This window comes from Saezia sanguinis (assembly GCF_003991585.1).
Lineage (GTDB): Bacteria > Pseudomonadota > Gammaproteobacteria > Burkholderiales > Burkholderiaceae_C > Saezia > Saezia sanguinis.
On the sequence record NZ_PQSP01000001.1, the window covers coordinates 707,114 to 719,680 of the forward strand.

Consider the following 12,567-nt stretch of genomic DNA (forward strand, 5'->3'; position numbering starts at 1 on the left):
AACCTGCACAAGACACTTCTCCCCATTCACATGCCCATGACAACTTCTTCTGATACCAGTATGGCAAATACAGCACACGACCCGGCAGATACTTCGGAAAACCAGTCCCCTGCCGTCTCTGAAACTGCGTATCCACGCCGTATCCGCTCTTTTGTGCTGCGTGCCGGCCGCACCACCGAGGGACAGGCGCGTGCATTCCGTGAACTCAGCGACAAATACATCGTTCCTTACCAGGACTGTGCCGTAAATTGGAGCGAACTTTTCGGCCGCAAAGCGCCTGAAGTGCTTGAAATCGGTTTTGGCATGGGTGAAGCCACGGCGCATATTGCGGCTGTTAAACCGGATGTGAATTTCATTGCCTGCGAAGTGCATCCCCCCGGCGTCGGCAAACTGATGCTCAGGCTGGAAACGCAGCAAATTGCCAATGTACGCATCGTACAGCATGACGCGGTTGAAGTGCTGGAGCAGATGATTGCACCGGCAAGCCTGACGGGTGTGCACATTTTTTTCCCAGACCCCTGGCATAAAAAACGCCACAACAAACGCCGCCTGATTCAGGCGCCGCTAGTGAAACTGCTGGCCTCGCGCCTGCAGGCTGGTGGCTACATTCATTGCGCCACCGACTGGCAGCCTTATGCCGAGCAGATACTGGAAGTGCTCAGCAGCGAGCCCGATCTGCGCAATACCAGCGAAACAGGCTATGCACCCAAGCCCGATTACCGGCCGCTGACCAAGTTTGAAAACCGCGGGCTCAAGCTCGGGCATGGTGTGTGGGACATTGTATTTGCCAAAGTGTGACCTTAGCAGCAGCCCCCTTACGAAATAGCAAGCACACCAAAGTGTCCCGCCATTCAAGCGCCACCGATGGTCAATTCATGCCACCGGCGTATATTCAATACTGGCTTTTTGATTTGTCTGCTCAATTTTAAAAATCACCGGCCGTAAACCATCGTTGCAACTGCAAATGGCAACACCCGGCTTGCGTATCCAGTCGCCATAATAAAAAAGGCCGCTGTCCTGCCCTACGCCATGCGCCAGTGCAAACACATACTGGTATATGGCCTTCCATGCCTCATTACAAAAACCTTCCGGGCAGGCGTAGTCCGCATGAAATTCCTGCCCTTCTTTCAGCATCGGGCAGGGGCCAATTCCTTCTGTCCCGTATTCGTTAGCCAGTTCTTTATCAAATGTTTTTTTCAATACGGTGATTTTGCATTTGTTCATCGTGGTTACCTTTTCAGATTCTTCATTATGATCAAGGCCGCAGCGCACGCCTGACCAGGGTTTCAAAAACACCCAGATGTTTTTGAAAATCAAATTCAGCGTCATCGGCCGTTCGGGCAATCAAGCCGTCTATCAGTGCATAAAGCCATATCGAGACGGCATCAAAATCAAGCGTATTGTCGATTTCACCGGCCTGCCCCGCCTTTTCCAATAGCTCAACAAACACCTTGCGCATGGCTTTATCGCTGGCAACAAAAGCTTCGCGTATGGAGTCATCACGCGCAGCCACCGCAAGGATTTCCACCCACAACCGGTGGTCGATCGGAAACCCGACATCCCGAATGCAGCCTGCCATCAGAGCAATGATGCTCGAGAGAAACGATGTCGATGATTGGGAGGCCTGTCTGGCTTTATCTGCGCCTTGCCCATGTTCATCCTGAATCATGGTTTTGAACAGTTCTTCCTTGCTTTCAAAATGCACATACAGGTTTCCTTTGCTGACACCCGCATGGGCCGCAATATCGGAAACAGAGCAGCCTGAATAGCCTTTTTCTGCAAAACAGGCAGCGGCCGCATTTAGCAGGCTGGCTCTTGTTTGCATCTTCTGTTGTTCACGTTTTGCCATACAAATAAAATAATGACTGACCAGTTGGTCATTATTTTATAAAAATACTGAAAATTGTCAATCAACAAGTTCAACCGGCAAAGCGTTTCAAACATATTCTCTGCCCTGACACCGCAGAACAAGCGTATAACGCAGGCCATGTACATTCGCTTTAAAGCGGAGCAATCACGCCGCAGGCCAGCAGCACAAAGACCAGCGCCCCTAGTGCCAGCCGGTACCAGACAAACGGCATATAGCTGTAATGCGAAACCAGCCGGATAAAAGCGACAATCACACCATACCCAACCACAAACGCAACCACCGTTGCCAGCACGGTCGCGCTGCCACTCACCGGCCCCGCCTCGCCCCAACTGGCATACAACTGGTAAAAACCGGAAGCCAGCACCGCCGGAATAGCCAGCAGGAATGAATAACGTGCTGCCGCCTCGCGCGTAAACCCCATCAGCAGCCCCGCCGTGATGGTACCGCCTGAGCGTGATACTCCGGGAATCAGTGCCAGCGCCTGTGCCAAGCCGTACAGAATGCCCTGCGTCCAGCCCAGTTCCTTCAGTGGGCGTTTTTTACTGCCAATGCGGTCAGCAATACCCAGCAAGATAGCAAACAAAATCAGCATGGTTGCCGTGATGTAAAGGTTACGCAGGTAGGTTTCAATGGCATGCCTGAACAGCAGGCCCAGTACGCAGATAGGGATAGAACCGATGATGACCAGCCAAGACACGCGCACATCGGAATCCTGGAATGAACGCCTGCCCGCAAGCGACGCACACCAAGCCATCAACAAGCGCCAGATGTCATGGCGAAAATACACCAGAACCGCCAGCTCGGTGCCTATTTGCGTAATGGCGGTAAACGCGGCACCCGGGTCTGTGGCAGAGGGCAGAAAAGTACCGAGAATTCGCAAATGCGCACTGGATGAGATCGGCAAAAATTCGGTCAGCCCCTGTACCAGTCCTAAAATAAGCGCTTCCCACCAACTGATCACTGCCACTCCCTGCTTGTGTTTTGCGGTTTGAGCGACCATTCTGCCACGCACAATACCGTGCTGCAAAAGCACTGCCCAAGCAACCCTGCAAGCAGATCATGTGTCATTTTTCTGTCATTGGAATGTGCATACCTTCCATCTGCACGACCTGATGCAACAAATCCTACACAAGACAAATTCCAGGGTTAGACAGCCAGCGAATGATCAACGCTCCGCGCAGCATGCCATTCCATGTATTGGGCCTGCCCGCCATAAGTTGCAACGCTGGCATGCAGCCCCGGACTCATTTGTACCGGGGTAAATCCGTATTTTTGCCAGTAAGAGGCTGAATTTTGAATTGCCACCAGGCAGGCATATGGCAAATGGGTTGTCGCCAGCGCCTTTTGAAAGGCGTTGAACAGATGCTTGCCCACACCACTGCCCCGATATGCGGGAGATACTGCCAGATCATGCAGGTAAAGACAGTTAGGCCGCGCTGGCAATTTGCAGGCCGGTGCATCGAGTTCAGGCGGTTGCTGGCGCTGCCAGGGAATGGAAAGCATATAGCCGGCAACGCCGCGCGCGGGATCATCAGCCACGAAGCAGGTTTGGGGACTTGCCTCCAGCTTGGCTTGTATCGACACTTTGGATTCAGGCACTATCTCCTGATAGCATTGTGCCTGTATTGTCAGAATTCCCTCCAGGTCTGACGCTTGCATGTTCCTGATATGAATAGCTTCCATACCGGCATTTTATCAATCGGCTTTTCTTGATGAGGCACACCTCTTTTGAACCCCGTCCACCTGTGCCGGAAATAAGCAGCTTTCAGGTCGCAGCATCAAATATGCTTACTCAAACAGATCGGGCTGGAACACATCATGCCGGGAAGGCATTTGCGCGGTTTTCTGTACCCATACAGGGGGCTGGAAACGGGTGGTATCCAGCCCGGCACTGGTCAGGTTCATGCCATGTTGCCGCAATGCCTTGTAAAAACGCTGCCGGATCAGATCAGCCCAGATACCTTCAGCATGCATCCTCACGCCAAACCGGCTGTCGTTGGTTTTTCCACCCCGCAAATCGCGGATACGGTCCATGATGCGCTGTGCACGTTCAGGATAATGCTGCTGCAACCAGCTTTCAAATAAAGGTTTTAACTCCCATGACAACCGCAGGATGGTGTAAAAAGCGCTGGTCGCTCCTGCCTGTGCGGCGGCCTGAATGACCTGTTCCATATCGTCGTTTAAAAATGGAATCTGCGGCGCAATGCTGACACTGACCGGAACCCCCGCCTGTGCCAGAGCAGCCACGGTTTGCAAACGCCTTTGCGGTGTTGGTGCACGCGGTTCCATAATACGCGCCAGATGCCTGTCCAGCGTGGTGATGGTCACGCACACTTCTGCCAATTTGGCCTTTGCCATCGGCGCAATCAGATCCAGATCCCGCTCAACCGCACTGCCTCTGGTAATCAGAAAAAAGGGATGCTGCGTTTCGTGCAGAACCTCAATGATCTGCCTTGTGAGCTTGAGCTTTCTTTCCATCGGCTGGTAACAGTCCGTCATTGACCCAAGCGCGATCGGCTGGACATTCTCCGCATATTTGGGGCGTGCCAGCTCCTTGCGGAAAAGCTCGGCAATATTGCCCCTGGCAATGATCTGTGTTTCAAAATCAAGCCCCGGCGAAAGGTCCAGATACGCATGGTATGGCCTGGCATAACAATAAATGCAGCCATGCTCACAACCGCGATAGGGGTTGATGGAGCGGTCAAAAGGAATGTCAGGTGAGTCGTTATAAAAAATAGCACTTTTGGACTGCTCATAACGAACTGTCGTGACGGGCGGCGCAAGCCGTTCATCTTCCGACTCAGCCTCCTGCCAGCCGTCGTCGTACACCTCGCGCTCATCTTTGCTGAAACGATGCGCAATATGCAGGTTCGCCCCGCGCCCTTTGAACTGGTACACAGGGTGCAGGGGAACAGCCAGGCCATCATCGCCACAGGCATTTTGCGTTGCAGACTTGGATTTGTCCTGCTTGTATCCCGAAGAATGGGCCATGGTTTCAGCCAATTAAATACTGTATATTTATACAGTATATCATGTTTAATCCCATCTGAATCATCGCGACAGACCGGTATGCTGATCACAGCAGCTCAATGGCATGCTGCGCCCTCTGGTAAACGATTTGATTTATAGTGCAAAGTCGTTTAAAAATCTCTCTCTGTGACGTTGAAAATATCTACCCTGAACCCCTGGTTGCGCCGTGCTTTGCAGGTAAGCATCTATGAGGCCTTTGCCATTGCAGCAATTACCATTGGCGCGCTGATTCTGACTGATGAAACTGTTTTCAGCTCAGCAGCCTATGCCGCATCCACCTCAGTGGTTGCGATCACCTGGAATTACATCTACAACACCCTGTTTGAATACTGGGAGGCACGGCAAACTGTCAAGGGCCGCAGTGTGCAGCGACGTATTGCACATGCCATTGGCTTTGAGCTGGGGCTAGTTGCCACACTGGTACCATTGATGGCCTGGTGGTTTCACATATCACTGACAGCGGCGTTCATAGCCGAAATCGGACTGATGATTTTCTTTATGGTTTATACGTTTATTTTCAACTGGGGATTTGACCGTGTTGTAGGGCTTCCCCGTTCTGCCCAGCCTGTTACATCGCTATAGCTGCCCGGCCCGGCAAAACCAGTCAAACAAGCGATGGTTTATACATAGTGGCTAATGAGAAAAATGAGTGATAAACGGAAAATATGCACAAAAAACTCTTAATCCTGTTTGGCTTCCTTTTACTCTGCAGTTCTTTGAGCAATGCTTTTGTTCGTTATCGCGGCTCCATACCCACCCCCATCGACATCAGCAGCCTGCAGGCCGCTTTCCCAGACCGGGTGGCCGCTGTCTGGCGCCTGGGCAGATTTAACGGCACAACTTCGACGGTCATCAGGCACTATCATAATCAGAAACTGGACCGGGAAGACACAACCCCCAGATTAAGCGCGGACCAAGCTGTTGCTGTCATTCAGGAAATTGGCCTGAATATGAATAACTGGGAACTGGCAGGTATCCCAGATGGGCGCTATACCCGAGAATCGATTAAGCGCTACAGTATGCAGGCATTTGAACAAAACGCCTATCGTGCAATTGCGGACATTGGATAAAATGGAACAGGGAACTGGCAACAACGTCCGTTTGTGGTGCATACCGACTAATCAATAAGCTCGCATGATGCTTGGGCCATAACGGATTCAGTCCAGCCCTGCCAGCGTACGGATATGTGCTTCCACACTGCGTCCCAGGGCGGAAAGGTCGTACCCCCCCTCCAGGCAGGAAACAATCTTGCCCCCGGCATGTCTGTCGGCCACCTGCATCAACTGGCTTGTTATCCAGGCGTAATCATTTTCCACCAAACCGATTTGCCCCATGTCATCTTCGCGGTGGGCATCAAAGCCGGCTGAAATGAAGATCATCTGGGGTTCAAACCGGTCCAGCGCCGGCAGCCACTTTTCCTGCACAATATCACGGATAGCCTCCCCTTTGGTGTAGTGCTCTACCGGTATATTGATCATGTTATCGGCTTTGGGCGGCACGCCCATATGCGGGAAAAAAGGATGCTGAAAGAAACTGACCATCAGGGCTCGTTCATCACCGGCCAGAATATCCTCGGTTCCATTGCCATGGTGTACGTCAAAATCCACCACCGCTACACGCTGCAACCCCAGCACATCCAATGCAAAAAGAGCCGCCAGAGCCACATTGCAGACAAAACAAAAACCATGCGCCCGGGCACGCTCAGCATGGTGTCCTGGCGGACGCACCGCACAAAACGCATTGTTCAGTTCCCCGGAAAAAACCGCCTCGGTCGCAGCTATCGACATGCCGGCTGAACGTCTGATGGCTTGTAAGGTATACTGGTTAATGGTGGTATCCGGGTCAACATACCGGTAACTCGGCCCGCCTGCAGCGTACTCTTCGAGCAAAAGCTCATGTTCACTTTTTAACCATGCAAGATAAGCAGCAGAATGCGCCATCATCAAAGCATTATCGCTTGCCAGATCGGCACTGCGGCGCTCCAGAAAGTCCGCCAGTCCGCTGGCGATCAGTCTGTCTTCAATGGCATCCAGGCGCTCCGGGCATTCTGGATGTCCCGATCCCATCTCGTGTCTCCAACAATCAGGGTGGGAGAAATATCCTGTTGTCATATTTAATTTTCTTTTAAATGCGCATTATTTATTATATTAATAATAATACTTTTTTATACTAAGCGAATTGCTTTATCACAAATATATCATGAGCACAGACATTCCCAATAAATTAAAAACGCTGTTACAACAACTCAATACCATTATTATCGGAAAACAACAGCAAGTTGCCAATAGTGTTGTGTGCCTGCTTGCCGGCGGACATTTGTTGATTGAAGATGTACCGGGTGTAGGTAAAACAACCCTGGCACAGGCTTTGGCGCACAGTTTCGGGCTGCATTTTTCCCGCGTTCAGTTTACTTCGGATCTGATGCCTTCTGACCTGACTGGCGTTTCCATTTACGACCGCACCAATGAATCCTTCGTGTTCCACCCCGGTCCGGTCTTTTCACAGGTGTTGCTGGCTGATGAAATCAACCGGGCCAGCCCTAAAACACAAAGCGCCCTGTTGGAAGCGATGGAAGAGCGGCAGGTCAGTATTGAAGGGCAGACACGGCCACTGCCCAGCCCGTTCTTTGTGATTGCCACCCAGAACCCGCAGGAACAGGTTGGCACCTACCCGCTGCCAGAGTCCCAGCTAGACCGTTTTCTGATGAAAATCTCTCTGGGTTACCCCAGCCGCGCGGCCGAGATTGACCTGTTGACAGGAACAGACCGCCGTAAACTGATCAACCAGTTGCCTGCCGCACTGAACACAGAAGAATTGCTGATAGTGCAGCGGTTCATTGACAAGGTTGAGGTCGCGCCTCCTTTGCTGGAATACCTGCTGGATCTGACCGAAGCCACCCGTTCCGGGCAATGGTTCGTGCAAGGATTAAGCCCGCGCGCGGTGCTGGCCATATTGCGGGCAGCCAGAACCAAAGCCATGCTGGCAGGGCGCAGTTATGTAGTGCCCGAAGACGTGCAGAATATTTTCCCCTGCTGTGCCTCACATCGCCTGCTGCCGATTGCCGGTGCTTCACGCGGCTCCATTGAGCAGATACAGGCCATGATGCAGTCTATTCCGATCAGGTAAGGCGCCTTGCCCTTCTCTCTTTGCTAACCGGGAATTCATGCAACACGTTCATTATGCCGCATAGACCACGCCAAGCAACACCCAGCCATCATCTGCGCCTGCGTAACATTTATGTGTTGCCAACCCGCGCAGGCTTCATGCTGCTGGCCACTTTATTGCTGCTGCTGGTCACCAGCATCAACTTCCAGTTGAACCTGGGGTATGCACTGACGTTTTTAATTACCGGCGCAGCGGCGGCCAGCGTATTTACGGCTTACCGCACCCTGCGCAACCTGTCCCTGGGCATGCGCGGCATCACCCCGACCTTTGCCGGGCAGAATCTGCAGTTCACAGTCGTCATTGACAACCCGGACAAACGGGCGCATTACGGTATTGGGCTGGCCATTGATGTTTATGGACTGCGCTATGAAAAAAATGAGTGGACATGGACTGACATTCCTGCCAACGAAACAGCGACCATCACACTTTCTGTCATGGCAAATGAGCGGGGCTGGTTGGGCGTTCCCCAGCTTGCTATCCTGACCCGTTTTCCAATGGGTGTTTTCCGTACCTGGAGTGTATGGCAACCTGCCGCCGCCGGCCTTGTATACCCGGCCGCTGAAATCAAAGCCCCCGTATTGCCGACCAACCAGTTGCATGAACAGTCTCCCGGGCAAAATACCGCCCAAAAATGGGTAGGTGACGAATACGATGGCACGCGGCCCTATCAACCTGGCGATCCGCTCAAGCGCATTGTGTGGAAAAAAGTGCTGGCCAGCGGCGAACTGGTTAGCCGGCAAACCGCTTCTTTTGAAAGCAATGAATTGTGGCTGAGTCTGCAATCCACCCGGCTGAGCATGCTGGAAGCACAGCTTTCCCGCCTGACCACATGGGTACTGCAGGCGCATGGGCTGGGCATTGCTTATGGGCTGCAACTGGGCAACCTGCGCATTCCACCGGCAACCGGCGAAGCACATCAATTGCGCTGTTTGCGCGAACTGGCACTGTACCAGCGCCCCCAAACGCAGCCCAACATGCCGGATGAGGGGTAGGACCATGGCAAAGACATCCTCTCCATTTTCATTTAAAGCCATCAGTGCCGCCAAAATGCCACGCGAGCAGCGTGATACTCTGTTCATTCTGGGCACCTTGTTGTTTATTTTGCTGCCGCACTTTTTTTACCTGCCGATCTGGGCCTCTGTACTCACCTGCCTGACCCTGCTTTGGCGCGCCTGGTTGACCAGAGGCACTGCCAAGTTACCGGGGCTGTTGATCAAAATCTCCTTGCTGGTATTTTTTGTCGGCGCCACGCTGATCAGTTACAAAACCATTGCCGGCCCACAGGCAGGCGGTACGCTGCTGGTCATGCTGGTTTCGCTGAAAACACTGGAACTCAGAGCCCGGCGCGATGCCCTGATTATTTTTTATCTGGGCTTTTTCCTGATCATGATGAGCTTTTTCGAGTCTCAGAACATCCTGATTGCCCTATGCATGCTGATCTCGCTGACTGCATTAATGGCCGCACTGATCAACGCCCATATGCCAGCCGGGTATCCGCCGCTCAAAGACTCTATCCGCATTGCATTGCGCCTGATGCTTTGGGGTACGCCCTTCATGGTCATTCTATTTTTAACATTTCCGCGCCTGGACCCGCTATGGGCGTTACCAGACCCCAATGTGGCGAAAACCGGCGTTTCAGATGAACTGTCCATCAACAGCATATCAGAGCTGGTACAAAATCAGGCCATTGCTTTTCGCGTCAAGTTTGAGGGCAACGCGCCTGCCCAAAAAGATCTCTATTTTCGTGGTCCTGTGCTTTCTCTTTTTGACGGGCGTGTCTGGCGTGCACGCGATATACCGATGCACAACATGCTGTCGGCAGAAGAAAAGGAAGCCTATTTCACCTTTTCCGGCCCGGCAGTTCACTATGAGATTACACAGGAAACAACCAACCAGAACTGGCTTTTCACGCTGGATCTGACGCCCCCGCAAGGCGCACCTGCACTCAACAGCAACCGGGCCCAAATAGGATACGGCGGCCAATGGGCTGTGGGCAGAATCATCTCGGACCGCATTCGTTACGATGCAACGGCTTATTTCAACTACCGCTTAGGCAGCAATACGCCACCCAATGCCCTGTATATAGAAACGCTTCTGCCTTCGCAAAGCAACCCCAGAACACAGGATTGGGCCAAGCAGCTGATGCAGGACCCGTCCTTCGCTGCCCTTGATCCACGCGGCAAGGCACAATGGCTGCTGAACTACATTCGCCAGGAAAACTTTCACTATACCTTGCAACCGCCAGCCGGCTACACAGCGGCAACCGCAGCAGACCAACTCTGGTTTGACTATCGCGCCGGTTTTTGTGAGCACTATGCATCGGCATTTGTGGTGTTGATGCGTGCGCTGAACATTCCAGCCCGCATTGTAACCGGCTACCAGGGAGCCGAGCCCAATTTCATCGACAGCTACTGGATTGTCCGCCAGAGCAACGCCCATGCCTGGACCGAAATATGGCAGCCAGGGGAAGGCTGGATCCGCATTGATCCCACATCAGCCATTGCACCGTACCGCATCAACAACGGCAGTCTGTTTTTAACCGATGAAAACGCAGGCAACCTGTCGTTCGCCAATCTGCCGTTCATTGACAAATTGCTGATGCGCTGGGATGCACTGGAAAACTACTGGAACCAATGGGTGCTGGCCTATTCGGTCGATGCAGGCATTGACCTGCTGTCGCGGCTGGGCATTAAAAACGCCTCCTGGGGCACCCTGGTGAAAATACTATTAGGCATAACCGGCGCTGTTCTGCTGGTGCTGCTGCTGATCATCAGGTGGAAAAACCGCACTAAAGACCACTGGCTGAAAGCTTATGCTGTGCTGCGGCAAAAGCTGCAAAAGGCCGGCTTTCCGTCCGATGCGACAACCGCCCCCAGAACCCTGGCAAAACAACTGGCGAGCTCTGCCGCACAGCAACCCAAATTGCAGCAGGCACAGCATCTGCTGCTGCGGTTGGAAAAACTGCGCTACGCCCCCTCCGCTTCTCAACACCATTCTCTCAAAGAGGTCATACGGGAAGTTCATCGATTCCATATTTCATGACACAATAAGACATCTTTATATATACCGCTTCAACAGATACCATCATCCTTATGACAGCTTCTTTTTCCCGCTCTCTTGCCCGCATGATCGTTTGTACGGCCAGCATCAGTTGCATGGTGTTGCTGGCCAGTTGTGAAAATACGGCTCCTGTCGCATCATCTGAAGAACTGGCACAAAACCATACCCCTGCACCTGCTGAGCAAAACACGGCCGATGAAATTCTGGAAGCAGCGCACATCACCCCGCCCCAGCCTGACCCGTGCGAAACGCTGGGCGACCTGATTCGCGAGACCAAGCCCGAAACAGCGCTGACCACACCAGGCAACTATAAAGAGCGTGCCGATGTCAAAGCTTTTGCCCAACAGGTTTCCGCTTGCCACAACCTGGATCTGGCATGGGTGCTTGATACCCTGGGGCAGGCACAATACCAGGCATCCACGGCCAAGTTCATCATGCCGCAGCCTTCCGGCACACGCAACTGGCAGAATTTCAAAGGGCGTTTTATTCAAACCAACCGGATTCAGGCCGGTGTTAAATTCTGGCGCCAGAACCACGAATGGCTGGAACGCGCCGAAGCCACCTATGGCGTACCGGCAGACATTGTGATGGGTATTCTGGGTGTGGAAACCGTATTCGGGCAGTTTACCGGCAACCACCGCATTATCGACGCGCTGGCCACACTGGCCTTTGACTTTCCACAAGGCCGCAGCGACCGTACCGATTATTTTGCCAGCGAGCTTGCATACTACCTTGTATTCACTGCACGTGAAAACGTACCTCCGTTAAGCGTACGCGGCTCCTACGCCGGTGCCATGGGCATGCCGCAGTTCATGCCTTCCAGCCTGCTCAATTACGGCGTAGACTTCGATGGTGACGGCAAAATTGACCTGCACAACAGCGCCCCCGATATCATCGGCAGTGTCGCCAACTATCTGGCTGCACACGGCTGGCAAAGAGGCCTGCCGCCCACCCTGCCCATTTTGTTCCAGGAAACTTCACAAGAAAGCCTTGAAGCACTGCTGAAGCCCGACATTGTGCCCACCTTCACCATTCAAGAGCTTGAGCAGCATGGTGTGCTCGTCGATGCCAGCGCTAACGAAAATATGGATATGACCCATACCAAACTGGCTTTCATTGCACTGGAAAACGGCACCGATCTGCCACCGGATTACATCGCAGGAACACAGAACTTTTTTGTTATCACCCGCTACAACCGCTCCAGCTTTTACGCCATGGTGGTTGTGGAAATGGGCAATGCCATTGCCAAAGCATACGCTGGCAACATGCCGTCCAAAGTTGCTGTACCCCATTAAACCTCCTCTGTTGTCAGCGTATACGTGAAGCAAACATGAGGTAAAAATGGCAGAAGGTGCATTGCCCCATCTCGGCCATGCCGAATTGACGGCCATCCCCGATATGATAGACAATGCCATTCAAAACAGATAATCCATAGGGTCCAA

At 52.8% G+C, this 12,567-nt stretch carries 13 protein-coding genes; 7 read left to right on the forward strand and 6 right to left on the reverse strand.

Annotated features, from left to right (window positions below; translation table 11 throughout):
- Nucleotides 1–36: 36 nt before the first annotated feature.
- Complete coding sequence (trmB, locus tag CUZ56_RS03215; protein WP_126978127.1) at nt 37–798, forward strand: tRNA (guanosine(46)-N7)-methyltransferase TrmB; 762 nt, start codon at nt 37–39, stop codon at nt 796–798.
- A 75-nt stretch (nt 799–873) separates the two neighbouring features.
- On the opposite strand, the gene CUZ56_RS03220 is transcribed toward trmB, so the two are convergent.
- From CUZ56_RS03220 to CUZ56_RS03240, 5 genes are all read right to left on the reverse strand, one after another.
- Complete coding sequence (locus CUZ56_RS03220) at nt 874–1,224, reverse strand: TIGR04076 family protein (protein ID WP_126978128.1); 351 nt, start codon at nt 1,222–1,224, stop codon at nt 874–876.
- Between the two features lie 31 nt (nt 1,225–1,255).
- Nucleotides 1,256–1,825: a TetR/AcrR family transcriptional regulator gene (locus CUZ56_RS03225; RefSeq protein WP_204250806.1), complete on the reverse strand. Its 570-nt coding sequence runs from the start codon at nt 1,823–1,825 to the stop codon at nt 1,256–1,258.
- Nucleotides 1,826–2,000: 175 nt separating this feature from the next.
- On the reverse strand, nt 2,001–2,870 hold the full coding sequence (locus tag CUZ56_RS03230) for an undecaprenyl-diphosphate phosphatase (RefSeq protein ID WP_126978130.1): 870 nt from the start codon (nt 2,868–2,870) through the stop codon (nt 2,001–2,003).
- Between the two features lie 146 nt (nt 2,871–3,016).
- Entirely contained in the window at nt 3,017–3,529 is a 513-nt protein-coding gene (locus tag CUZ56_RS03235) for a GNAT family N-acetyltransferase (protein WP_162615237.1), read from the reverse strand.
- Between the two features lie 129 nt (nt 3,530–3,658).
- Nucleotides 3,659–4,861 (reverse strand): PA0069 family radical SAM protein, encoded by a 1,203-nt coding sequence (locus CUZ56_RS03240; protein ID WP_126978132.1) that lies wholly within the window; start codon nt 4,859–4,861, stop codon nt 3,659–3,661.
- 165 nt (nt 4,862–5,026) lie between these two features.
- On the opposite strand from CUZ56_RS03240, the gene CUZ56_RS03245 reads away from it, so the two are divergent.
- Nucleotides 5,027–5,482 carry a PACE efflux transporter gene (locus tag CUZ56_RS03245; protein WP_239441990.1) on the forward strand — a complete coding sequence of 152 codons (456 nt, stop codon included), beginning with the start codon at nt 5,027–5,029 and terminating at the stop codon, nt 5,480–5,482.
- A gap of 134 nt (nt 5,483–5,616) precedes the next feature.
- The gene (locus CUZ56_RS03250) at nt 5,617–5,970 is read left to right on the forward strand and encodes a hypothetical protein (protein WP_126978134.1); all 354 of its coding nucleotides are present in this window, start codon (nt 5,617–5,619) and stop codon (nt 5,968–5,970) included.
- Between the two features lie 87 nt (nt 5,971–6,057).
- On the opposite strand, the gene CUZ56_RS03255 is transcribed toward CUZ56_RS03250, so the two are convergent.
- Nucleotides 6,058–6,966 (reverse strand): histone deacetylase family protein, encoded by a 909-nt coding sequence (locus CUZ56_RS03255; protein WP_239441992.1) that lies wholly within the window; start codon nt 6,964–6,966, stop codon nt 6,058–6,060.
- Between the two features lie 133 nt (nt 6,967–7,099).
- Between CUZ56_RS03255 and CUZ56_RS03260 the strand changes: the two genes are divergently transcribed.
- From CUZ56_RS03260 to mltB, 4 genes are read left to right on the forward strand one after another with little or no spacing between them, the layout of a single operon-like run.
- On the forward strand, nt 7,100–8,026 hold the full coding sequence (locus tag CUZ56_RS03260; protein ID WP_126978138.1) for an AAA family ATPase: 927 nt from the start codon (nt 7,100–7,102) through the stop codon (nt 8,024–8,026).
- A gap of 53 nt (nt 8,027–8,079) precedes the next feature.
- On the forward strand, nt 8,080–9,057 hold the full coding sequence (locus CUZ56_RS03265; RefSeq protein ID WP_126978140.1) for a DUF58 domain-containing protein: 978 nt from the start codon (nt 8,080–8,082) through the stop codon (nt 9,055–9,057).
- Between the two features lie 4 nt (nt 9,058–9,061).
- Complete coding sequence (locus CUZ56_RS03270; protein ID WP_162615238.1) at nt 9,062–11,107, forward strand: transglutaminase family protein; 2,046 nt, start codon at nt 9,062–9,064, stop codon at nt 11,105–11,107.
- 50 nt (nt 11,108–11,157) lie between these two features.
- Nucleotides 11,158–12,420, forward strand: a complete 1,263-nt coding sequence (gene mltB / locus CUZ56_RS03275; protein WP_126978144.1) for a lytic murein transglycosylase B — start codon at nt 11,158–11,160, stop codon at nt 12,418–12,420.
- The last annotated feature ends 147 nt before the right edge of the window (nt 12,421–12,567 follow it).

Bases quoted from the DNA above. Each gene is read 5' to 3' on its own strand.
- CUZ56_RS03255 (WP_239441992.1), bottom strand. From the start codon at position 6,966: ATGGGATCGGGACATCCAGAATGCCCGGAGCGCCTGGATGCCATTGAA.
- CUZ56_RS03235 (WP_162615237.1), bottom strand. From the start codon at position 3,529: ATGCAAGCGTCAGACCTGGAGGGAATTCTGACAATACAGGCACAATGC.
- trmB (WP_126978127.1), top strand. From the start codon at position 37: ATGACAACTTCTTCTGATACCAGTATGGCAAATACAGCACACGACCCG.
- CUZ56_RS03240 (WP_126978132.1), bottom strand. From the start codon at position 4,861: ATGGCCCATTCTTCGGGATACAAGCAGGACAAATCCAAGTCTGCAACG.
- CUZ56_RS03265 (WP_126978140.1), top strand. From the start codon at position 8,080: ATGCCGCATAGACCACGCCAAGCAACACCCAGCCATCATCTGCGCCTG.
- CUZ56_RS03270 (WP_162615238.1), top strand. From the start codon at position 9,062: ATGGCAAAGACATCCTCTCCATTTTCATTTAAAGCCATCAGTGCCGCC.
- CUZ56_RS03260 (WP_126978138.1), top strand. From the start codon at position 7,100: ATGAGCACAGACATTCCCAATAAATTAAAAACGCTGTTACAACAACTC.
- CUZ56_RS03230 (WP_126978130.1), bottom strand. From the start codon at position 2,870: ATGGTCGCTCAAACCGCAAAACACAAGCAGGGAGTGGCAGTGATCAGT.
- mltB (WP_126978144.1), top strand. From the start codon at position 11,158: ATGACAGCTTCTTTTTCCCGCTCTCTTGCCCGCATGATCGTTTGTACG.
- CUZ56_RS03225 (WP_204250806.1), bottom strand. From the start codon at position 1,825: ATGCAAACAAGAGCCAGCCTGCTAAATGCGGCCGCTGCCTGTTTTGCA.
- CUZ56_RS03220 (WP_126978128.1), bottom strand. From the start codon at position 1,224: ATGAACAAATGCAAAATCACCGTATTGAAAAAAACATTTGATAAAGAA.